Genomic DNA, 25,427 nt, shown 5'->3' with positions numbered 1-25,427 from the left:
TCAAATCAGTCCGAACTTCTTTCGCAGCAGCCATTCGGTGGCGAGCAGGCCGACGAACAGAATCGGCAATAGCGGCAGGTTCCAAAGTGGCTCGGGTGGAAGCGATTCGACCCGCACATGCCGGCCGGGTGGTAACGCACTAATCAGTTGGCCGGCTTCCTTGACGCGAAAGAACTTGCCATCGCTGGCCTTGGCCGCCGACGCCAGCTCAGCTCCCTTCATTTGCACTTCTGCCAGTTCACCGGGAGGCGCATGCACACGAAACTCCCTGCTAGGTGGCCGGCCAGGAAATACGGGCGAAGCAATCCACGCCCGATAACGCCCCTGCGGTAATCCGTCGATCACCGCCTCGAAGATGCCTCGGTTCAGTGCATCGCGCCGCAACCGCACGCTGCGACGTTGCCCCGCCTCGTGCTGCACAATGCATAACACGCCGTCGTCTTCTCCGGGGGCCACGCGATCGTCGAGGAATCTCGCGCGCAGTCGAATTGCTTCGCCTTGCTCGTACTCGTCGCGGTCGGAGGTCAACTCCACACCATCGGCTTCGCCCAGCAACTTCGAACGGCTGAGGTTGCGGATCGTTTGAATCCAGTAGCGGGCAAAGTAGACATCCCCCGCGCGAAACCGCCAGCGATACGTTTCGTCGGTCGCATGGAACACGACCTTGCCCGCTCCATGAAACTGCAGCGTGATGAGCGGCAAAGGTTGATTGTCGATGCCGCGCAACTCCGGATGCTCGGCAAGCACGCGCACACCCGGTCGCAGGTCCGAGATGCGTGCCATCCAGCGCAGCGGTGCGAGCGTCTCGTTCCACAGCTTTTGGTTCTCAGCCGGCGTGTCGGCCAGTTGCAGCGGTGGACTCGTCAGGCCTAGCGGAGTCAAGCGTGGATGAAAGCTCGTCTTGATCACCGTGTCGACATCGGGCACGGTAATCGAATCGATATTGGCCGGCAGTAGCGCTGCCAGAGGTGAATCTCGATACGCGAGCGGCATGTAACGCGGACCGGCCATCAGTACGAGTCCGCCGCCGCGGACGTTCACAAACTCGTAGATGTTCTCCAGGACCGATTGCGTCAGGAGCGAAGGATTCACATCGCCCAAAATTAGCACGTCGTACTTGAACAGTTCTTCGCGACTCACGGGAAAAACAGAAAGCGCTGATTTGTCGCTCTCAGCAAACTCTGGATCGGCCTCTTGCAGCACCGCACGAAAGCCGCGCTCGTCTCCCTCTTGTCCGGGGCGATTCAACTCCCGCTCCAGCACGTTCTTTAGAAAGCGATACTCATAGTTGGGGTACGATTGCGCAAACAGTACGCGAATCTTCTCTTCCCGCACACTCACTCGTCGCGTCAGTCGGTTGTTCGCCGTGTTCATTTCACGAGGCTGAGTTTCCACTTGGACGACAAAGTCGATGTCACCCTCTGCCTCGGGTCGCGTGCTCAGGCGAACGACCTGCGATGCTTCATCGCCGGTGAGTTGTACGATCTGCTCGGCCAGCGGCTTCGAATCTCCCTCGCGCAGCAGCGTGACCTTCGCTGGACCCTGAAAGCCTCGCGCCGCGAGGCGAAATTCGAAATGAATCGCGTCACCGAGAAACACGGCCTCGTCGGCGAGCAAGTCGGCTAGTTGCAGATCGATGACGGGTCGCTCGTTACCAATGCCGACAAAGTACAGCGGAATCGACTTGCGCCGGGCATATTGCGCTGCATCTTGCAACGAGCTTCCTTCGGTGGTGATCCCATCGGTGAACATCACCACGGCTGCCGTCGGCCTGCCCCGTTGCAACTCAATCACCTCGCGCAAGCTGTCTCCCAGTCGACTGCTGGGATAATTGGCAGCCAGCGAAGCAATGAACTTCTGTGGACTCGCATCGTCAGCCACTGCAGTGCTTGCGGCGGGAGCGCTCGCCGGGGCCGATACGCGCACCACCTTCAGCCGATAGCGAGACGAGAGTTCCTTTAGAAGCTTTTCGTCATTTTCGAGCAGTAGGGTCCTCGCGATGTTCAGCCGCGTCAGTTCGCTAAGCTTGAGCGTTTTGAGCCGGGCGACAAGACTCGTGCGCAACGAGGCATCATCGAGTTCATCAGCCAAGTTCATGCTCGCGGAATCATCTAGCAGCAATACTAGGTCGGGGAGATCGGTGCGGTGCTGTTGCCACGTCCAGCCCAGCAGCATCCAACCCAGGAGCAACAAGAGCGAAACGCGACAAGCCGCCAGCAGCGTTTTGCCGATGCGTCCCGCCGATTCTCGCTCGCGCACATAAACGCTGATGACAAACGCGATCCCGCCAATCAGCAGCAGCCAGAAGATCCAAGCGGACCACGGCCAGGTCGAATCGAGCGAGTGTTCCAGCACGCCAGTCTGGTCGCCACTGCCTAACCAGCGTTCCAGCAGGCTTGTCAGGCGATCGTTCATCGCACACCTCGACCGAGATGCCAGGCAACAAACGATTCGGCAAGTAACAGGCCAAAGACTCCCAGCAGCAGTTCGCGGAACCAGGTCTTCGGCGGGCCAAATTGACTTGCCGTGGCGTTTGATTCTGCCGCAGCGGTTGCGCGCAAGGTCTCGGGTAGTTGCTCAAGCAAGATTCGCTCCAGATTACTCTCACGCGTATCCGGGTTGACCACAAATGTTGCCAGTAGTGGCTCTCCTTCGGCTGGTGAACGCAATTCATACTTGCCGCTGCGTGTCTGCCCAGGTACTACCCATTGGGTACGACCTTGGGTGTCGGTCACGGCGAGCCGGTCTTCGCTGACACTCGCCACATCGCTGGCCGGCTTTCGCAAAATCACAATTGGCCGCGGCAACGTGCCGTCGAATTCACCTTCCACGGGTTGCCCCACTTCGGCCGTCCGGTCGCGGTCTTTACTGGCAGCGACAAAGGCGGCCGCCTCTTGCATCAGCGGCGGAAAACTGGGCCAGGTCGACAGTGCGGACCAGGGGCGCGGCGGATCAACGGTGCGATCGAGCGATAGTGGCGAAGAGGCAATCCCCAACAGCAAGCAGCATCCCCGGCCAAATTCGCGTTCCAGATAAATCGGATCACCAGTCGAAAGAGCCAGCGCCGTGTTTGCACCCGGCAAGGCCTGCAGTTGGTGATACGTCCAGATGGGCGTGGTGAGCAGACCACTCCGCTGATGCCCCCGAAACGCAGTGACCAGTGGATGTCGATACTGCAGCGGATCGACGCGCAGATCGTTGCCCCGTTTCACCTCGCCAATCGTAGCCGGTAGCAACGGAGATTTTCCGGCAAGGGTGTCGTTGTAACTGGCCGCCTGCGCCTGATCGCCGAGCATCACGAACAGGTTGCCACCGCGCTCGACATATTGCCGCAGCACCTGGCCCTCATTCTGACTGAAACGTCCCACATTACAGAGCGCAACAATGTCGTACTTGGTGAGATCGCTTTCGATCAGTTCGCTCTCGGTTGCGCGGCGTACTTCGATTCGAGCTTCGTTCTGCTGTGGTCGCAAGGCGAGAATCAAATGATCGGCCTCACCTTGCCGGCCCTCGATGCAGAGCACCGATAGCGCCTTACGCACGTTAAGCCACCGCCAGCGATGATTGTCGACCGGTAACTGGTCTTCAAACAGCACGGCTTCGACCACATGCTCCCCTGCCGCTTCGATTCGCTGCACGAACGGCACACTTGCCCGGCCACCTGCCGGCAAGTCGACACGCTGCTCGCTCACGCGCTGGCCATCGACAAACAGAGCAACCGTTACTCGCTGTGGCGTGGTGGCGGAATTGCCGGCAGCATTCTCGTTTTTCAGATCGACCCGAAAGGTCGTGGGGTCTTGCACAGTGATCCAAGGCGACTCCGCGACTAACTCCGTAATCGCACTATTCGACGCACCCATTTGCCCGACATCAACGAGCGAGCAAGCAATTCCCTTTTGTTGCAGACCAGCTAGCCGCTGCAGACATTCCGGTGAGCCCACTTCTCCCCAGGTGTTTTTGCCGAGATCGGAAAAGAAGATCACTCGCCTCTGTGGCAGCAAGCCGTACTTTTTCTCGGCTTCGCCCAAGGTTTGTTCCACTGCCGTCAACGCGCTCAGCAGATTGGCTCCGCCGTGCGTCATTTCGAGAGCAGCCAGTTCCTGCTTGACGTCATTATCTTCGAAGGCTGGGTCGCCGATGATCGTTTGCGTGGGTTGCGCCATCAGCAGCAGAGAATAACCCGTCCCTTGCGGATTCTGATCGATCATTTCGCTGGCGAGTCGGCGGGCTTCATCAAATCGCGAGACACCCGCCGCGCGATAGTCCATCGAGAACGAGCCGTCGATCACCAGGATGCAATGTCCCCGATCGCTGGCCGCATTTCCTGTCAGGCCTTGCCAGATCGCTGAACCAAGCTGCTGCGGATTAGCGAGCGCGAGCGCGAACACTAGTGGAATAGCCACCCGCAGGGCCAGCAGCAGCCATTGCTCCAGTCGGATGCGGCGCGAGTGCTTCTGCATCGCCGCCAGCAGAAACGTCATGGCTGCCCACTTCGTCTCGCGAAACTGCCTGCGCGTCCACAAGTGGATCAACAGCGGCAGCGCAGCCGCAGCCGCCCACCACAGCATGACGCCGCTGCCAAAGTGCCAAAACGCGAGTAGGATAATTCCAGCCATCAATTGTGAAACAGGTTCTTCCATGCCGCTGCGGATCGCACGACCCTGTGTACAGAGATCAAACCTTACACGAGAACTCTGGAAGGCAGTGTATCAAAGCGCAGGAGTGGGAAGAATCTTCGCCCGCATCTCAATTTCTGGTCTACAGGATCAGCATCGCGTCGCCGTAGCTGAAGAAGCGGTATTGCTGCTCAATGGCGTGCTGATAGGCGCGGCGGATGAGGTCGTCGCCGCCGAAGGTGCGAACAAGGACAAGCAGAGTGCTTTTGGGAAGGTGGAAGTTCGTGAGGAGCCCGTCGATGGTCGTGACACGATGAGGCGGACGGATGAACAGATCGGTGTGTCCGGTGAACGGTTGCAAAATACCTTCCTTCACGGCCGACTCGAGCGTGCGGACGACGGTGGTGCCTACCGCGATCACGCGACCGGCATTGGCGCGAGTAGACACGATCTTTCCGACAGTCTCTTGGCTCACGGTGGCCCATTCGGAGTGCATTACATGATCTTCAAGTCGCTCGGCAGTTACCGGGCGGAAGGTACCGACACCAACGTGCAGCGTGACAGCGGTGCGTGTGATGCCTGCCTTCTCGAGCTTGGCGAGTAACTCGGGCGTGAAGTGCAGACCGGCCGTGGGTGCTGCGACGGCACCTGCGGTTTTGGCAAACACGGTTTGATAGTTTCGTTCGTCCTCGTCGGTCATTTCGCCATCGCGAATGTAAGGGGGGAGCGGAACGCGGCCGACCTGCTTCAGCACTTCGAACGCTTCGCCCAGCGGTTCGGGGCGCACGACCCAGACGCCACCTTCGTGCTTCGTAACCAAGCGAAGCCGCACGCTCTGGCGCAAATCCCACGACAGGACCTGAATCGTTTCGCCTGGTTCCAGCTTGCCGCGGGTCTTGCTGAGGATTTTCCAAGCTCCCTGTTCGCCGGCTTCAAGAAAGAGGCCTGTCCAGCGCGCATTCGTTCGTTCCCGGCGACCCACCAAGCGCGCAGGAATGACGCGGGTGTCGTTGATGACGAGCAGATCTCGCGGCTGAAGGAGTTCGGGCAGATCTCGAATGTAAGCGTGGTCGATGGTTTGACGGGCCCGATCGACGACCATCAGCCTCGCATCGCTCCGCGTGGCCAGTGGATGCTGCGCGATGAGGTCGCGCGGCAGTTCGTAATCGTATTGAGCAAGTTCCGTCATCGTGGCAAAGCTGGTGAACGGCCGAACTGGGGGGTGAAATTGACAGACTGGCAATCGCGCTGCACTCGGCTTGCTGCAAGTTGCCTCGCGAGCGAGTATAGGGGAATTGCCGCTGGCGTTATAGGCGGCGCTCTTCACTCCTGCCTGTGAAACAAGGGCCAATCGAGCCCCCGCTGCGAGACCGCATGACTGCTGGCCCCCAAGCCATTGTGTTCGTCATTACGCAACTCGATGCCGGGGGAGCCGAACGCGCGCTTACTCAACTAGTGTTGCGCCTCGACAAGAGCCGATTCCAGCCGACGGTGATTTCACTTCGACCTCGGCCCGTTGGTGCGCGGGCAATCCTCGTCGAGCAACTGGAAGCAGCGGGCGTAGCAGTGGAGTTCTTAAATGCGCTGCAAAAGTGGGAGTTTCCTCGGGCGGTGTGGCGACTGAGTCGCAGACTGCAGGAGCTTCGTCCGGCGGTAGTGCAGAGCTTCTTATTTCACGCAAATGTCGTGACCGCTCTGGCCGGCAAACTGTCCGGCGTGCCGGTGGTCGCGGGCATGCGCGTAGCCGACCCCAGCCGCACGCGGCAACGAGTGGAGCGCTGGCTTGCGCCGCTGATCAAAATGCATATTTGTGTCAGCCAAAGCGTCGCTGATTTTTATCAGAAGACCGTGGGCATTTCGCGCGACAAATTAGACGTCATTCCCAACGGTGTTGATGTTGAGCGCTTCGCCCAGGCGCTGCCCGTGGATCGCTCGTCGCTGCCTGTGCCGGCGAATCGCAGGCTGCTCGTTGCCATCGGCCGCTTAGAAAGGCAAAAAGGTCACGATTGGCTGCTGCCGATCTTGGCAAAAGCCTTCGAGGAACTGCCTGAGCAAGAGTTGTTGCTTGTGGGGGATGGCCCCGATCGTGGACGCTTGCAGCAGCAGGCCAGCGAGCTTGGCATTGGCGACCGGGTTCATTTTCTCGGTTGGCGCAGCGATGTGCCGGAGCTACTGCGAGGGGCGGATCTGCTGCTGCTCCCTTCTCGCTGGGAAGGGATGCCCAATGTCTTGCTGGAAGCCATGGCCGCTGGCTTGCCGGTGCTGACGACGCGCGTAGAAGGCACCACCGAGATTCTCGGCCCGCTCGCCACCGAGCAAAGCGTGGCTGTCGGCGACTCTGCGGCTTTCGAAGATGCGATTGTGCGTCTGTGCCAGGACCGTGTGCTATCGGCCGAGCTGGGGCAGTCCAATCGAGAGCGAGTGCTAGCATCTTTTTCGCTAGCAGTAATGACGCAAGCTTATGAACAAATTTACATGCGGCTAATGAAGTCGTAAGAATTCCCCAATTTTCTGTTTGGGGCGTTTTCAGATCCCTTGCGGCGATTACTCGGCGATTTGCCGTACGTTTGAGGCGGTTGCGCCGCCATCACGGGCCAAGGCTCCCTCCTACGTTCTGTTGACGCGACCGTTCAGATTCGTATGTTGGGAACATGTCAGATACGGCGAAGAACACTGAGATACAAAACACAATTTTGTGGCGAATTTCGCCAATATTGCAAAATACGTAAATCAGATATTGTCAACAACTGTTCCACGCGAGAAGTTTGTCCGAGAGGTTGCGGCACCGGCGAGTGGAGTGTGACGAACGGCCACCAGTCACACTTCATGCTGACATTCCCGTAGTTCAGCTGCCGGTACAAGCGAGGGCAAGATGTCCTCAGCCGCTTGGGTAGGTTCGCGAGGCCAAACGGCCGAGTGACTTACCAGCTTCGACCCATCAGGGGGTGCACGGACGCACCCCCGTGGTCGGAAGCTGGCTCGTCACGGGTCAAGTGCCCCTGCCGTCGCAACACTGCTGTGTTATCTTGCGGGCATGGAATCTCTGCCCATTCATATACCGGTCTTGCCTGCCGAAATTGTGCATTGGCTCAACCCTCAGCCTGGCCAAATCTTGGTCGATGGTACGCTCGGCGGTGGTGGCCACACGCGGTTGCTCGCCGAACGATTGCAAGGTTCGGGCTACGTCCTGGCCGTCGATCGAGACCCCGCAGCAGTCGCCGCGGCGGAGCAAAACCTGCGCGGCTTAAGCGTGAAAGTGGCTACGTCCAGCTATACAGACTTGGCCGAATTGCTCAGCGAATTGGGTGTAGCCGCGGTGCATGGCATCGTGCTCGACTTGGGACTGTCCAGCGATCAATTGGCCGACGAACAACGGGGCTTCAGCTTTCAAAGCTCGGGGCCGCTCGATTTGCGGTTCAATCCCGAAGAAGGGGAGCCCGCTTCACGGCTGATTGCCAGATTGCGTGAGAACGAACTGGCCGACATCATTTTTCAGTTTGGCGAAGAGCGGTTTAGCCGAAGAATTGCCCGGCAAATCGTCGCGGCCCGCGAAGGCTCGCCCGTGCAGACTGCCGAACAACTGGCCACGCTCGTGCGGCGCTGCGTGCCAAGGTCGAAGGATGGCATCGATCCGGCAACTCGCACTTTTCAGGCCCTGCGGATTGCGGTGAACCAGGAACTGAAGACCATTCAACAAGCCTTGGAGAGGTTGCCCGCCCTGCTCGCGCCGGGAGGTCGGATGGCGATTATTAGTTTCCATTCTTTGGAAGATCGGCTGGTCAAAGAAGCCTTCCGCAGCGACGCTCGAATGAACGTGCTGACGAAAAAACCGCTCACCGCGTCGCCCGGCGAACTGGCCGCGAATCCTCGTAGCCGAAGTGCCAAACTGCGCGTGGCCGAGCGGGTTTAGCAGTGAGCTTGGCAATTGTAACTGTCGATCAAAACCCAGATTAAAATAGCACAGGGAATATCTGCCACAAGCAATGGCAATCGAAACGACCTTAGAGCCGCGATTGGCCTTTTATGAATTACCTAGCGGTAGGCACTACATTCTTTCGGGTGGCTCTGGAAATTTCTACTATTCTGATTGCAATGGCAGCTGCTACCACGTATTCTCTACGCCGACAGTAGCAATTGCTTCGAGCTGGAACCTTTAAGCAATCGTGACGGCGATCCGCCCAACAAGAGGCAACGGCGATATCTGAGGTTGAACGGGCACAGAGAGTAAGGCCAGCAATGGCCGGCGAATCGCATGTTGGTTGCTAGGTAAACACTCATCGCACGGTGCCGAAAGGCCTTGCGAGGGAAGCACGCGGGATTTGCCCACGTTCTTTCGTGCCGGTTGCTGCGCCCGTTTCTAGACCTCTCCCCATCTAGCACCCTCGGTGATCGATGAATCGGAACTGGTGGCACTCGTTGCTGCGCCGTAGCCCCTCCCTGCGCCGAAAACTCCTGACCCGGATTCGCGAGGCCAATCGGCTCGAAGCGAGCGGTTCTGCCCGGAGCCGCTTCAAGAGGCTGCAACTTGAAACGCTCGAAGATCGGCACGTTCTCACCGCCATAATGCCAGTCGATTTCGGCGATGCGCCCGAACCGCTCTATCCCACGCTGCTGTCAAGCGACGGTGCGCAGCACGGCGCTGGTTCGCTGACCTTGGGAAGCTTTGTGACCGCCGAATTCGACGGACAACCGTCCGACGATGCGAGCGGAGACACGGGCGACGATGGCATCGTTTTGCAGCCATTGCGGGGTGGCGAAGCAACCGTGTTCACGGTCGTCGTGAATGGCTCCTCAGGCAGTGCGCGGCTCGATGCCTGGATCGATTGGAACGGCGACGGCGACTGGACCGACGACGGGGAGCAAATAGCGTCCAGCCTGCAAGTTTCGGAAGGAGAAACCGAGGTCGCGGTGCACGTGCCCGAGTTGGCCACGAGTCTGACCAGCACCTATGCGCGCTTCCGTCTCAGTTCGAATGGCGGACTATCGCCCACTGGGTACGCGGCCGATGGCGAGGTCGAAGATTACCAGATACCGCTGGAGAGTGGCCCGCGCATCCTGTACGCCGGTCCCGCCTTCGAGGGCTTGGAAGCGGGCGTTGATCCCGATGACACAGGCCCCATTCGCGAGGTAGGACTCGACGCATTCGCTTCGCTCGAAGCGGCCTTCGCCAAACTGCCCGTCGGGGGCAGCGTGGTGTACTACGATGTCGGAACTTCTGGCAACGACGCCGTGACAATTCAGATGTTGAACGGTACCGCGCAATATACCGTCAACGGCCAAGTGCGCACGTTGCCGGTTGGCGTGGCGGGGCTCGGCTTTGCGGGTGGCGCTGGCGACGATCGCGTAACGGTAAATCTCGCTGGTGGTCCGCTAGGCGAGCAGTTGAGCCACATTCTTTTCAGCGGTGGTTCTCAGTCGACAGATCTGGGCGACGGTCTGACGATTGCCGGTAGCGGAATTGAAAGCGTTGACTATCAGCCCTCGGCAGAAACATATGGCGACGGTCTCATTCAGGTTGACAATTTCGCTGTCAACTTCAGCGGGCTCGAGCCTGTCGACTTCTTCAATACAGCCACGGCTTCGCTCACACTTCCCGGTGGGGATGACATTGTCACGCTGACCAACGGCGTCGACTTCCTAAATGGCGGCACGAATCAGGCCATTCGCGCGACGGGAACCTCGGGTGGCGTTGGTTTCGAAGCGGCTGCCTTTTGGAACATCACCACGCTGACGATCAACACGACGGCCGTCGATGGCAACGACACGATCACGATCGCCTCAGCCGACAATGCGCATGCCAACGCAAACCTGGTGATCAACACCGGTACCGGATCCGATTCATTGAATTCGAATGGCCTTGCAGTATTTAGTGGCTCGGCGACGATCTCGGTGAATGGTCCGCTCAGCGATGGCAACGGCGCCACGAATAACTTTCAGACGCCGACTCTGAACCTCACCGCTAGTGGCACCGTCGACCTGGATATTGACGTCACCACACTGACAACAAACACCTCGGCGGGGAATGCTGCGCAGACATTACGCGAGGTTAATAGCACGACACTCACGTCGCTCAATGCCGGCTCGGGATCGATTTCGCTGGCAGCAGGTACTTTCAATCTGGGCAGCGGCACGAGCATCGCCGATACGAGCCCGCTGAACGTCGGCGGCACGCTAAGCTTGAATGGATTCAGCGAGAGTGTGCATTCGCTGGCTGGTAACGGCACGGTGAATCTGGGTGGCAATCAACTCGCATTGCTCGGCGGTAACGCTTCGCCAGTATCTTTCAGCGGTCAACTGACAGGCTCCGGTACGCTTGCCAAGCAAGGTGCCGGGACACAGATCCTCGCCGGCAACAACACCGGATTCACGGGCACGACGAGTGTGACCGGTGGCACGTTGCAAGTGACTGCTTCGGCAACGGTCAATCCGCTCGGAACGAGTAATGTCGTCTTGAATGGCGGCAATCTGACAGTCGCTGGCCAGCTAACTGCCGGTGGTCTTCTCGGGCGTTACTACAACATCACTCCACCGAACATTAATGGAAATTTCCCGGAAGTCACGCAGCCTGCACAAATCCAAAGCTTGCTGCGGTCAACGACGTCAGCTGCTTCTGCAGTCTCGAACGTCAACTTCGATAACGCGGGGTACGGCAATGCCGCGCCCTTCGCGAGTGCAGGATTTACTGCGGTCGACAACATGGTTGCCGTCTGGTCCGGCAAGATCGACCTTCCCGCTGGCGCGACGAACTTCAATACCCGTAGCGACGACGGCACCATGCTGTTCATCAACGGCCAGTTGATCGTCAATAACAACTTCTTTCAAGGTGCGACCACGCGTTCGGGTACCTTCAATGCTCCCACTGCCGGTCAGTACGACATCTTCGTGCTCATGTATGAAGGCGCTGGGGGCGCTGGCGCTCAAGCTTGGGATGGCCCGGCCGGAACTCCCGGTGGTTTCGCTGCACCGATCTTTGCTTCGCAACCTGAATTAGCTCTCAATAACAATGTCTCTGTCACTGGCTCGTCGACGATCACCGTCACGGATACTGTTGGCGTGACGCTTGGCAATCTCACGCACACGGTTGGCACGACTTTGGGTTCCGCTGGCTCAGGCGAGCTTCGCTTCGCTGGGCAGACCACGTACACCGGCAGCGGCACCGCAACCTACGATGTCGGCACCGGGGGCGGCGATCTCGTCTTCAGCGGGCAAGTGAATGATGCCGCGAACAACGTCACCATCGTGAAGCAAGGTGGCGGTCAACTCATCCTCGACAACACAACAACCGGCGGTACCGAGAACGACATCGACGGGCCTATCAATGTCACTGCTGGGCAACTCGCAATCATCGGCACAAATGGCGGTAGTAACCCGGGCGACTCGGCAACTATCAACCTGAATACGGCTGGCGTTTCACTGGTGCACCGCAGCAAGGCTGGCAATCCGACGTTCAGCAATCCGATCAATGTGAATGCAAACGCGAACATCGCCAGCTATATGTCGCCCACGGGTGCCGTAACAAACGTCATCAGCGGCGCGGTGGCTATTGCGGCCGGTAGCACGCTCACTTTGCAGGCCATCGATAGCGATCAGCAGGTCGATGGCCAAATCACGGGCAGCGGCAATCTCGCGAAGCAAGGCTTGCTCAACAGCGTGCTCAATAGCAACGCCAACAACTACACTGGCTTGACCGAAATTCAACAGGGCCGCCTGATCGTCAGCCAATCGAACGGTCTGGGAGCGACGAGCGGCGATACCACGGTCCAAAACGGCGCTCAGTTGCGTCTGCAAAACAACGCAGCAATTCCTGCAGGTGAAACGATCACGATTCGTGGAGCGGGGCCGGGCAACGAAGGGGCAATTCGCAATGAGAGTGGCAACAACTCGATTGCCGATCCTGTTGTCCTCGCCGTTAGTTCCTGGATCACGAGCAACAGCGGTACTCTGACACTTCCCGGGGGCGTCGTGCTCGGGGGCTTTGGCCTGACCGTTGACGGAGGTGGCACCGTCACTATTCCCGGTGTGGTCGCTGGTGGAGTGACGGAAGGTTTGCAGGAGGGAGCCATTTTCAACAATGCCTTTGATGAGAACTCGGCAAACCCAGCCACCGCGATTGTGCTTGGCCCCGATGCGGGTCGCGAGTCGTTCGGCTTTGGTGGCCCCGCATCGACACGCTGGGATGGCACGAGTTCGCGCACTTGGATTTACTCAGGGCAGTTCTTCGACGCCGATGGGATCTTCTCGTTTGTCGAGAACATTGACGATAACACGCTGATTCGAATCAACGGCGTTCAGGTGTTAAGAAACACCACCTGGAATGATCCAACCTCAACGGGCGTGCTTAACTTTCCTCCGGGTTGGAACAACATCGAAATCCGCTTTGGCGATGGCGCGGGTGGTGCCGGTGCGCATAACAACGGCGCGACCAATTTCTCTCCCACCTACGGTTTTGGCCTGAATACCAGTGGTTCGGCTAGCGAGGACGGCGCGGACTATGTCTTCCCGCTGGAGCCAGCCGGTGGCGGCGCGACGCTCTTTCGATTGATCGATGGTGGCATCACCAAGCAAGGCTCCGGTACGTTGCGTCTGGAAAATGCCGGTAACACCTATGCTGGCGCGACCAATGTGACGAACGGCCGGTTGCAGGTCACGAATAACGGCTCGCTTGGTAGCACCACGACAGGCACCACCGTCAGCGGTAGCGGCACGCTCGAATTTGACGGCGCGTTTGACTTTACAGCCGCAGAAGCACTCACCATCAGCGGAAACGGTACCGGTGGAATCGGCGCCATCAACAGCGTGAATGGCAACACGACTATTACCACCCCGATCACGCTACAACGCTCGTTTACTCCGGCGGTGACGAGCAACGTTACGATTGGCTCGGGCACAGCCGGCAGCTTGCTCACTCTCAGTGGCCCCATCACTTGGCTACCACGCACCTCGCTGACCTTTACTGGTGCCGGTGAAACGCGAGTAAATTCGACTTTGGGCACAGGCGCAGCTCCTGCCAGCATCAACGGCTTCGACGAGCGATTCTTCAACACGCCCTTTGACGCCAACACAATTCAAAACAACGTCACGGCGATGCTCAACTTGGTGCCTGTAGTGAACAAGGTTCTCAGCGGACATCTCAATTTTCCAAACGATGCTGCCCTCGATGCCGAAGCAGGCCTTCCACTGGCAGTTGCCATGTCAGCGCTATGGCGCACGAATTTCACGCCGAATGAGAGCGGTGTTTGGCAATTCCAGTACGCAGCGATCGATGACAACGCTTCGATTTGGATTGACGCCAATCAGAACGGCGTCTTCGAGAATATTGCCAGCGAAAGGATCAACGCCAGTGGTTGCTGCGGTGGATCCGGTGTTGTCTCAACAATCGGACTAGTCGCCGGACAGTCTTACGGTCTAGTCATCGCAATGAACGATACTGCCGGCGGTGGCGGTTTTGCCGATATGGAAGTAAAGTCACCAAGCGGCGCGTTCAATGACCTGAACCCCAGTGCTCTCAGCGGTCTCTTCACGCTTCCTGCGCCGGCCAACAGCATCGTCAAGAGCGGGACCGGCACCGTTACTTTGGCTGCCGCGAATAGCTACGACGGCGCAACCACCATTCAGCAAGGGACGCTGATTGCCGCCCACAACTCGGCCCTTGGTTTGACTGCTGGTTCGACCGTTGTCGAAAGCGGCGGCACACTCGGCTTTGCGAACAACGTGACGATTACCGGCGAGGCCATTACAGCGAATGGTCTGGGCGCGGCAGGTCGCGCGGGCGCGATTGCGAACATCTCGGATACGAACTCGTACACGGGCGTCATCACAGCAGCAGTGTCCAGCGCTGGAGTGATTGGAGTGGGTTCCACGTCGGGCACGCTCACCACCAACGGCACCATCAACTTGCAGTTCTCGCGACTCGAATTGGGTGGCTCGGGAACCTCGGTGATCAACAGCGCGGTCGGGGGAATTGGTGTGAACTCGAATTCGCCAGGAATTCAAGAGCGCATCTATAACGGCGTACCGGCAGACGCGCAGACCAATATCGAAGCGTACCGTACCGCTCCTTTGGGTGCGGCCGATGGCACGGGCATTCTCACTTCGCAGCTCACCTATGCCGACGACAATGCCTTCAGCGCTCGTGCGACGGCACTTGGTGCTGTCGGTTTCGACAGCGGTGACTTCTCCGCAGTGTGGACCAGCACGTTCACGCCGAACGCCACGGGCGTGTGGGGTTTCCGCTTCAGCAGTCTCGATGACAACGCTTCGATTTGGGTCGACTACGATCAAGACGGCATCTTCGAAACCGCTGGCGATCTGGGTAACGAGCGGATCTATGCCCGCGGCTGCTGCGGCGCCAGCGGCGATCAATTGACTACCGGACTGGTTGCTACGCAGTCCTACCTGTGGGGCATCGCCATGAGCGATACCGGCGGTGGTGGCAACTTCGTCAATGTGGAAATTCGCGACCCGGTTGGCACCTGGAGCGCGCTCAATCCAAGCGCTCTCGGCACATTGTTCCAAGTGACGACTGTCGCCGACAATCGCGTGGTGAAGACGGGCACCGGTACCGCGACCCTCACTGGCACGAACACATACAACGGCACTACTGCCGTTCAACAAGGAACGCTCGTCGCGGCATCGAACGCCGCGCTTGGGACCGGGGGAGCAGGCACTACGGTCGCTTCCGGTGCTTCACTGGGCTTCCAAGGAAACTTGAATTACACCACAGCCGAGGCGGTGACTATCGACGGCACGGGCGTCGCCGGCGGCGGTGCCGTCCGCAATATCTCGGGGAACAACACGTTCGCGGGCGAAATCACAGCCGTCACGCTTGCCGGCGGCAATGTTGCTATGGGCTCGGATGCCGGCACACTCACACTCAATGGCAACATCTCACTGGCGTTCTCTAGCCTGGCGGTCGTTGGTAGCGGCAACATCGTGGCCAACGGCACGATCGGTGGAATCGGCGTACCGACCTTTATCAGCTCGGGCGGGTTTGTTGGCCAATACTATGACCTCGATGCAGCCCCCAACAACACCTCGGCCGCGGCGACTCTCTTGAACGGTACGACTCTCCCGCTGCCGTTGCAAGCTTTGACACCAGCCGTAACGCGGCTGACGCCGCGCGTCGATTTTGGTGATCAAACCGAAACGATTCCTGGCGACGGCAGCGTGCTGGATCGCGGTGGTTCGAATGGCAATCCCTTCGGGGGAATCGGAGTAACCATCGATCTTGATCAGGTAGCCGCAGTGTGGACCGGCAGAATCAGGGTTCCCGAAAATGCTACCTATCGCTTTACGACTCGCAGCGACGATGGGACGGTGTTATTTATCGATGGTGTCCGGATCGTCGACAACAACTTCTTCCAAGGGATGACAAATCGGAGTGGCGATGTCGTCCTCACAGCCGGCGTCCATGATATTCTCGTTGCCGGATATGAAGGGAGCGGCGGCTCCGGTTTCCAAGCTACCTGGGAGCAATTGAACGGCACGACGCCTTTTGCGCGGCGGCTCATCGCCCCCTCCGACATGGGCGACAACTTTAATGCCAACAACAGTTTGACCAAGAGCGGCACCGGCACGCTAACGCTGAACGGCGCGAACACTTACAACAATGGCACCATCGTGAATGGTGGCACCGTCGTGGCCAACAACACAGCGGGTTCAGCAACAGGCCCCGGTGCGGTTGCTGTTAACAGCACGGGCACGCTTAGCGGCAATGGCACCATTGCTGGTGTTGTCACCTTGAATAACGGTGGCACGCTTACACCTGGGTCCGGGGGTCTCGGTGACCTGGCGGTCATCACCCCGGTCTTCAATGCCACCGGCACTTACCAGGCCCAGCTTAGTAGCGGTGGCAATGGTCAACTCGCGGTAACGGGTGCCGTGAATCTCGGATCGAATGTACAGCTGGCAACAGCGGCCATCGGCGGCTTCATTCCGGCTCTGAGCCAATCCTTTGTGATCATTCAGAACGATGGTGCTGATGCCGTTGTTGGCACGTTCAATGGTCTGGCCGAAGGTGCGCAAATCGCGACCAACTTCCTCGGCAGCGGACTGCGCGCGTTCATTACCTACACCGGTGGTACGGGCAATGACGTCGCGATCTTTATGGAGGGTCCATTCACCTTCAACGGCACCGCCGCCAATGAAGATTTCGAACTGCGGCGAGTGGATGCCGGTGGCGGCATCAGCTTCTTGCAGTTGCTCAGCCCCATCGGCGGCGCGGCCATCGATTCGCGTCCCTATGATTCGGTTACGACCTACACGTTGAATGCCGGCGATGGCAACGACAATATCTTTATCAACCACGGCGGTACTGGCGGTCTGATCACAATTCCCGTGACGGTGAATGGTCAAAGTGGTGCCGCAGATACGTTGCGCGTTGGTGGCGGAACGTCGCCCACCGTTGCACATGTGTTTCAGAATGATACCGATGGTTTGATCAATCTGAACGGCACGCTTCATCCCTATATGGGAATCGAAGCTGCCACCGATAACATGGTGGCAACGAACCGGTTGTTCCAATTCAACGGTGTTGGCGAAACGATCGTCCTCGACGACGATCCAGCCGCTGGAGTGTCGCGCATCAATTCTTCGCTGGGCGTGGTCACCAGCTTTAGTAACCCGTCGACATTGCTGACGCTCAGTCTGACGAACGGCAACGACACGCTCAATATTCAAGGCCTTGATGCGGCCTTTAGCGCCGGCCTGACTGTCTTGCAAGATGGTGGCGAAACCGTCAACTTTCAAACGACGCCGACCAATCTGGGCAGCGGCAATTTGATCGTCAACGCGAATTCGATCGCTTTCAGCCAAACAGTAACAACTACCGGCGATGCGTCACTCAACGCCATGAACGGAATCACCACGAGTGGTACGGGGATCGACGTCGCTGCCAATAATTTGAACGCGCACGCTGGAACAGGCATCGATCTCGATACGACGGTGGCAACAATCACCACATCGAACGCTCTCAGTGGCAATATTCAGATTGATGAAACCAATGGCCTGACACTGAATACGGTCTTGTCGCCCAACGGCAATGTGACAATCAATAGCGCGGCAGGCAACTTGTTGGTTGGTGGCGTGACTGCTACGACGAGCACTGTCACCCTCACGGCTCCGGCCGGTGCGATCATCGACAATGTCGTGGGGACGAACGTCACTGCCGTAAACTTGACCGCTTCGGCCCAAAGTGGCATCGACTTGGATCTCGCCGTTGCTTCGCTGAGTGCCGTCACCACAGGCACGGGTGCGATCATCATCGACGACATCGGTGGCATTACGCTCACGAACGTGGTGGCAGCGAACGGTCTCATTTTTGTCTTGGTGACGGGCTCGATTGTGGCCACGAATGTGGTCTCCACCACCGATAGCGACGCCAACGACATCACCCTCGGTGTGGGTATTACTGGCGACATCACCGTTGGCGTGGTTGCTGCCGGATCAGGCGTGAGTGGCGATGTCGCTCTTTCCGCGCCGGGCTCGATTCGCGACGACAACAACGACAGCACGCGGATCACTGCCGACCTGCTGACGATGATTACCACCGATAACATCGGCAGCGTTCTCTCCGGGGCACAAACGGAGGATCTCGATACAACGGCCAACACGATCTCTGCTCAAACCACAAGCAATATTCTGGCTACGCAAGGCATCTGGATTGACGAGTCCAACGGCGTGACTTTGCAATCTGTCGCCACGGTGCTGGGGGTCATTCGCATCACCACGAACGGCGATACCACCGCGACGAACGTCAACGCAGGTGGTCCTGGACGCGACTTGACGATCATCAACTCGACCGGCAGTTTGTTCGTCGACAGCCTGTCTGCGGTTTCTGATCGCATCACCCTGACGACTCCCCTGGCGATTCAAGAGGTCGGTGTCGGTGATGCCGTCATCGATCTTGATGCAGCCCAATTGGTGCTCACCGCGGGCACCGGCATTGGCACGGGTGCTGGTGCCACCCTAGAAACTGCAGCCACCGCTTTGGAAGCCAGCGGTGGATCGGGTGGTCTGTTCCTCACTAATGCTGGCGCTCTCACAATTGGTGGCTTAACCGCAGTCAATGGCGTTTCGGTCACGGGCGGTGGGATCAATCTTACCACCACAGCTGGTCTCAGCATCACCGAACCAGTGCTCGCCACCGTTGGTGGAGTTATGCTTAACTCGACGGGCGGCATCGATGTAAACGCCACGGTGACTGCCTCAGCTGGCGGAGTGAATCTGTCTGCCACGGGTGGTCCGCTGAATGTTAATCAGGCAATTGCAGCTTCGGCTGCAATAAGCTTGGCTGCGACGACCGGTATCACTGTGAACGGGACGGTCATCACCACAGCGGGCTCGATCGGCCTAAATGCGACAGCTGGCGAGATCAATGTCAATCAACTGGTCAGCGCTACGGGCGGAGGCGTCACCTTGGCCGCCAGCAGCAGCGTTACCACAACCGCGGCCGTGAGTGCTGCTGGTGGTGACGTGACGGTCAACGCCACGAGCGGCATAACTGTTGGTGGCCCGGTCAACGCGTCAGGTGTCGTCAGCTTGACGGCCACCGCCGGAAATGTTGCCGTCAACCAAGCGTTGACTTCCACGGCGGGCGGAATCTCCCTGTCGTCCAGTGGCACCCTCATCACAACGGCTCCGCTGAGCGCTCCTGCTGGCGGTATCACTACAAATGCAACGGGGATCATTACGGTCGGCGGCACAATGGGTGCTGCTGGGCCGATCAATCTGACTTCCACAGCAGGCGGCATCCATGTGAACCAGAACGTCACCGCGACCAGTGGTGCAATCGTTCTGACCGCCAATGGCAACGTCATCACAGGTGCCGCGATTAATTCCACGGGTGGCGGAGTTACGATTAACACGGTGGGTGGAATCACCGTTGGTGGCGCGATCGGCTCTGCGGGTGGCGCAGTCAATCTAACCGCCACGAGCACGATCAATGTAAACCAGTCAGTGACGGCTTCGGGCGTCGGTGCTGGGGTGACGATTACCGCGACCGATGCAGCTGGTAGCGGTCAGGATATTGTCGTCTTGGCTGGCACTACGATCAGCTCCGCAGCGGCCGGCGTTACGCTTAGCGCGGGTGACAATCTAAGTTTGCCCGCCGGCACGACTGTCGCTGCTGCCACGGGTATTGTGATCAACATCGATTTTGGCAATGCCGACGCGGGCCTCGGTGGCACCTTCACCTTCGCTGGCGATTTTGATGATCTCGCCGCTCCTGTAAACGCCGCGATTGTCAGCGGAGCGGCCGATACGGTGGGCGATACATTCAACATTCGTCCCGACCAGGACGCTGGCAACCTTGTGCCGATCAGCGTGTTCGGCCTTGCGCCCTTTGCCAATCCCAACGGCGATTCGATGACGCTCGATCTCGCTGGGCTCAGCGATTTGGAACTAACGCTGGGCGGTACGAACAATGGTCAATGGAGCTTTGGGACGCAAGCCGGTGCCGTGGCTTACAACAACATTGAAAACGTCGGTGGCACCGGCGGCACGTTGCACTTGGTCCTCGATATGCGGTTCAGCGGATTCGAAAACGGTGTTGCCGATACCATTCAGGTTGGCCTCGATGCCGCCGGCACTTCGTTACAGGTTGAGGTGAATGGCGTCACGCAGTTCAACGGACCAGACGCCACCATCGCGTCGTTCACCATCATTGGCTCGGACGATGACGAGACACTGCGTGTAGTGGAATCAGCAGGGGGCATGCCTTTCTTCAGCACCAATGCTCCACCGGTCGATAACAGCCTGACGGGAGGCGGCGTCTCGAATGGTGGGCATCTCAATTCAGTTTCACAAGGCATTCTGACGAGCCAATTCCCTGCTCAGGCGCCTTGGGACGCCAACGACGTAACATTCCACTTCGATGGTGGCGCTGGCGTCGATATTTACCAGGTGAACTACCTGACGCCGCACTCGGTGGGCTATGCGACCGATACGATCGATGGTGCCGGCAGCGGCAACATCGGCAGCGTGCGGATTGGCGGCAGCACGGCCGACTTGTTGGCTTCGTTCGCGAACATCGATGCGGTTACGCTCGACGGTGCAGGCGGTCTGCTGTATGCCGATGCGTCTCTGACGCCGATTACCTCACTGCAGATCAGCAATAGTGGACCAACGAACGATGGCGTGCACCTGCTGACTGCGAATGGAGCATTCACTCCGGCAACCTTCGGCGACTTCAATCAGGTAGTGGTGGTCGGCGGTACCGGGTCGCAAACAATGGAAGTGGTCAGCACCGACAGTGGCGGTACGGTGCCGCTGACATCGTTGCAAGTGAGTGGCGACAATTCTGCTGGCTCAGACACCGCTGCTGATATTCTGCAGGTTCACAGCAGCACTGCGGGTGTAGTCACAACACTCACCTCTGGCGCTGGCGATGATGCCATTCGCATCTATAGCAGCACGAACTCGACGGAGGCAATTCTCGGTCAGATTGTCATCAATGCAGGATCTGGCACCGATACGCTAACTGTCGACAATTCAGGTTCGCTCGTTCCCCGCTCGATCTCGATTACCGAGTTGCAAATCGACGGAATCACCAGCGCTGCTGGCGCTCCTGATCTTGCCTATACATCAGTGGAAATTCTGGATGTCACCGGCAGCGGAGCGGCCGATGTACTCACCACAACACTCTCGGCAGGTTCTTCGCTAACGACAGTGAACGTCCGAGGTGGCAACGGCGACGACGACTTCCTGCTGACAACGAATGATCCCGTGACGGGGCTCACGTCGCTGAACCTCTTCGGCAACGACGGGCTGGATGACTTCGGCACTCCGGCAAACCCGATTGTTCCTTCCACCACATTGCCGCTCAACATCAACGGCGGTAGTCCTTCGATCGTCGGCCTTCCCACGCAAGACACAATCGGCGATCGGCTGCAGCTGGATATGTCCGAGACTGCTGGCCCGGTGATCGTAAATACCACCGGTGGAGTCGCCACGAGCGCCTCGCACGGCAACGTGAACTTCGTGGATATCGAAGATATCAACCTGGTCGACGAAAACATCGTCGCGCCGATCCAAATGGGAGACTTCTACCTCCGCGCCGGTTCTGCCAACGACTTCATCGTGGTTTCAAGCTTGGATCATTCCAATCCAGGTCGAGTTCGTCTGCGGTTTAATAGCACGTTCCAGGATCTGCAACTTAGCCGGTCGCTGGTAATTAATTCGGGCGATGGCAATGACTACATCACGCACTCGAATGTGACGCTTCCAGCTAACTACTTTGGCGGCGGCGGAGACGACTATATCGCGGGTGGTGTTGGCAACGATCTGATTGTCGGCGGCCTGGGGAGCGACACGCTGATTGGCGGCAACGGCGACAATGTGATTTGGGGCGATAACATTGGCGAGGAATCGCTCGATGTTGGTGGAAATGACTCGCTCAGTGGTGGACCTGGCGTCGACACGCTCTACGGCGGCGGTGGCAGCGACCGCCTCGGCGCGTTTGGCAACAACGACTACGCCTATGGCGGTGCCGGAGACGACACGATCATCGGCGGGGCCGGTGATGACCGCCTGTATGGCGGCACCGGCAACGACAGCATCGGTGGCGACGACGGGGCCGACATCCTTTCCGGCGGAGCGGGCAACGATACCCTCGTCAGCAATGGCGGGCACGACCTGGTGATCGGCGGCGCTGGAAGCGACAGACTCAACGGTGGGTCCGACAACGATTTGATGATTGCCAACTCGCTGGCCGGCGAAACCAGCAACACGCTGGGCGACACCAACGATCTCGCCCTGATGGCTCTGATGGCCAACTGGGGACCAACCGGTTCGAACCGTACGGGCCTCGCAGCAATCAGCGCGGATGGTTCGATCGACAACGTCTATGGTGAAGCAGGCGACGACGACATCTCTGCCGAGATCTTCGACTTGTTGCACGGCTTTGGTAGCCAGGGGGCCGACCAGCAGTTTTAGCAATTGGCCAAGAGAGCTGCCGCTGCGATAAACTGCAGACATGAGTTCGCCCTCGAATCCTTTTGCCGATGAGCCGCTACCGGAGCTGCCGGGGCGGCTGCAATCTGCCGCGAGCCCGCTGAATCCCTATGCGGCTCCGGTGAGCACCGGCGAGTACGAAGTTGACTTGCCGCCCGGTGTGGGCATTTGGCGAGATGGCAATTGCGTAGTCGTTCATGAACGGGCGAGATTTCCATCCCGCTGCCTGTTCACCAACGAGCCGGAGGCTGAACGCCTCTTGCAAACCATTACGTGGTCATACCCCATCGACTGGAGCAGTCGAAAATCGACCTTCAGTTACGGCATCTGCCAATCGGCGCTCAGGAAGATTCGCCGCCAGCAAATCATCGCCTTGGCGGTTTCGGGAGTGAGCTTTTTGCTCCTCGTTCTGCTGTTCACCAGCGGTTTTCTCGACCCCAACAACAACGGTTGGTTGGTTTTCTTCCTGGCCGTGCTGACCATTGCGGCTCTCAAAATTAGTTGGGATCGCAAGGGACTGTTGGTGTTTCAGTCGATCAAGCAGAAGTACTTCTGGCTCAAAGGGCCGAAGCGGCCATTCCTCGATTCGCTGCCGAAATGGCCCGGAATTGGTCATCCGACATGAGTTCGCTCGCCAAACGCAGGCCTTCGCTTATTGCGGGATCAAGCCACGGTTGGTGACCAGCGTTTTTCCCAGGCCGTTTCGTTTGGCTGGGTCCATGATCTTGTCCGGCACGTCGACCGTGGTGAAGAAGCCTGGATTGGGCTTTTGCCAACGATCAACTTCACCCTGCAACGTTTGCCCTTCGCGCAAGTTCACCATTCCCGGGGCACCGGTTCGCGTGCCAGAGGACCACGCTTCCGTGTCGCCAACGGTGAGTCGGAGGTCGGAAATGAAGGGTCTGAGCGTCGCCGATTGTTCCGACACCGGCTGACCGCCAAAACCACCCATTCGGTATCTCACCTGCTGAGATTCACCTTGCTTCATCGAAGCCGTCATGACCGTCGTGGCAGACTCGCTGATGGTCCATCCATTCCGCTGAATTTCGGTCTCGACCGCGGTCCGAACTTGCGAGTCATACTCGCCGCACTGGACAACCAGCTTGATCTGGGCCCCTGGCTTGATCAGCAAGAGCGACTCGGGATCGGTGGCGGCATCGACCTCGTCCACCTTCGGCCCTGGTAGCTTCACCGCTCCGACCGCCAGGCCGCTACTGCGACCTTGTTCGAACGAGGCTGCATAGATCAGGTGTTGATCGATGATTTCATGCGTGCGAGTCGCCCCGTGTTCCGGCTGCGCTTGTCGATCGAGTTCATACGTCCAGAGGGCGAGGCCGCGCGTCAGGCTATACAGCACCAGGTCGCCACCTTGCCGCGATTGGGCGAGCAAACGGTCGTTGCCCACCCAGGACATCGTTGTCGAAAACGGCGTGCCGATCGCTTCCGCGGCGAACCGGCGTTCCGGCGCTTCGGGATCCGTCAATTCCCAGACTCGGAGCGAGTATCGCTCGAGCACGGCCAGCTTGGCGCCGTCGTCGGACAGCGCGACGCTGGCCACACTTGCCGCTGCTGGCAGTGTGGAGATTGTATTCCCGCTAACCGCATCCAAAATTCGCACCCGTTCATCTTCGGGCAGAATCAGGTATTTGCGGCCGCCGCTGATAATGCAGTCCGCGCCAAAGAAAGATTCTTGATTGACGCGATACGCCAGACGCTTGTTCTCGGTGTCCCAGGCTGCATACGCCTGTTTCCCGGATCGTTGCAGAACGATTTTGCCATCGATGATCCGCGCCCAACCGTTTCTCGATCCGATGGATTCTTCTGCCGCCCATTTCACTAAGGGCTTCATTTCTTTTTCGACAGGCGAAGCATGCCACAACGTGAAAAACTCCTCCCTGGTATCTTTGTCCGAATTCCGCGTTAAGAGTCGCTTGGACGAAGGGTGGTAGTCCACCACCACTTCGCCCGGTGGGATCATATGTCGTTGCTCGACCTTTTGCTTGGCCAGCGAAACCCACAACAACCCCGTTCCCGCTTCGTCACGATGTGACCAGGGAGCCACCACGCCGAGAATCCAGTTGTCGGCTCCGCCTAGTGCAATCACGGCGTTGATTCGGTCGAAGGAATGCTCCTTTGCAAACCCCACGCCGCCTTGCTTGATTTTCAAATAGCCCGGCAAAGGATCGGGCGTCACGGCCACGGCTTGCCCCGAGCCAAGCGACGGATTCACGGCGCCGACCGTCGAAAACGATTCGGCTGGTGGTGGTTCCAACCAACCCTTGCCGGAGGCGACCGCATCGGAAATCTTCTTTTGCAAGGAGCGAACAAACGCCTGATCACCCGTGCTAAGAGTCGCAACCTTGATTGTCAACTCCTTCATATCGGGCTTGCGAATGACAATCTCTTCGCCGTTGACTTTCAGCAGCGCGGCCTTGGTTTTGAACGTGCCGGTGGCATCGGACCAAAGGCGCGCGGGGGCCATGGCATTGGCCTCGTAGGGATACCGCACATTAATGGGGGCGAAGATCTTGCGGGTGGAACGAGTGCCTATCCAGATGTACTCGGCCATCACTTCGCCGCGGGCATTCGTGGCGATGACCGTGGCAGGATACCATTTGCCGTCGAACTCTTTGATTTCGACCAGCTCGTCAACCTTGTAGGGCGGTGCAGCCCAAGCACTGTTAACGACAACAGCCCAAGCGGACAGCATTCCGACTGCGTAGACGAGCGATCGAACAAGATTCATGACCCGTTGCTCCCCGAATCTGACATAAGACGAAGGAGAGTATCTTAGTCACCTTACGCAGGGGGGACAATTCAAATCAAGGGGCTGGGTGCCGCCGATTTACAATTCGTTCGTCG

8 protein-coding genes are annotated in these 25,427 nt (G+C 58.6%); 4 read left to right on the top strand and 4 right to left on the bottom strand.

Annotated features, from left to right (window positions below; genetic code table 11):
• The 3 genes from NA78x_RS15045 to queA form a co-directional block, all read right to left on the bottom strand.
• Complete coding sequence (locus NA78x_RS15045; protein WP_425619270.1) at positions 1–2,415, bottom strand: VWA domain-containing protein; 2,415 nt, start codon at positions 2,413–2,415, stop codon at positions 1–3.
• The gene (locus tag NA78x_RS15040) at positions 2,412–4,640 is read right to left on the bottom strand and encodes a BatA domain-containing protein (protein WP_425619269.1); all 2,229 of its coding nucleotides are present in this window, start codon (positions 4,638–4,640) and stop codon (positions 2,412–2,414) included. The genes NA78x_RS15045 and NA78x_RS15040 overlap by 4 nt, the downstream gene beginning before the upstream one ends.
• A 118-nt stretch (positions 4,641–4,758) precedes the next feature.
• Positions 4,759–5,805 (bottom strand): tRNA preQ1(34) S-adenosylmethionine ribosyltransferase-isomerase QueA, encoded by a 1,047-nt coding sequence (queA, locus tag NA78x_RS15035; RefSeq protein WP_425619268.1) that lies wholly within the window; start codon positions 5,803–5,805, stop codon positions 4,759–4,761.
• Positions 5,806–5,990: 185 nt separating this feature from the next.
• Between queA and NA78x_RS15030 the strand changes: the two genes are divergently transcribed.
• The 4 genes from NA78x_RS15030 to NA78x_RS15015 all read left to right on the top strand — a co-directional run bounded on the left by NA78x_RS15030 (position 5,991) and on the right by NA78x_RS15015 (position 23,190).
• Positions 5,991–7,112 carry a glycosyltransferase gene (locus NA78x_RS15030; protein WP_425619267.1) on the top strand — a complete coding sequence of 374 codons (1,122 nt, stop codon included), beginning with the start codon at positions 5,991–5,993 and terminating at the stop codon, positions 7,110–7,112.
• Between the two features lie 538 nt (positions 7,113–7,650).
• On the top strand, positions 7,651–8,526 hold the full coding sequence (gene rsmH / locus NA78x_RS15025) for a 16S rRNA (cytosine(1402)-N(4))-methyltransferase RsmH (RefSeq protein ID WP_425619266.1): 876 nt from the start codon (positions 7,651–7,653) through the stop codon (positions 8,524–8,526).
• Positions 8,527–9,179: 653 nt separating this feature from the next.
• Positions 9,180–22,547, top strand: a complete 13,368-nt coding sequence (locus NA78x_RS15020; protein ID WP_425619265.1) for a PA14 domain-containing protein — start codon at positions 9,180–9,182, stop codon at positions 22,545–22,547.
• A gap of 40 nt (positions 22,548–22,587) precedes the next feature.
• Complete coding sequence (locus NA78x_RS15015) at positions 22,588–23,190, top strand: hypothetical protein (protein WP_425619264.1); 603 nt, start codon at positions 22,588–22,590, stop codon at positions 23,188–23,190.
• Positions 23,191–23,217: 27 nt separating this feature from the next.
• Here the strand turns inward: NA78x_RS15015 and NA78x_RS15010 are convergent, their stop codons facing one another.
• Entirely contained in the window at positions 23,218–25,311 is a 2,094-nt protein-coding gene (locus tag NA78x_RS15010) for a PQQ-binding-like beta-propeller repeat protein (protein ID WP_425619263.1), read from the bottom strand.
• Positions 25,312–25,427 lie beyond the last annotated feature (116 nt).

Source organism: Anatilimnocola aquadivae, from assembly GCF_049819085.1.
Lineage (GTDB): Bacteria > Planctomycetota > Planctomycetia > Pirellulales > Pirellulaceae > Anatilimnocola.
Note: the sequence above shows the minus strand (reverse complement) of the source record. Positions and strands in the feature narration are given on the sequence as shown.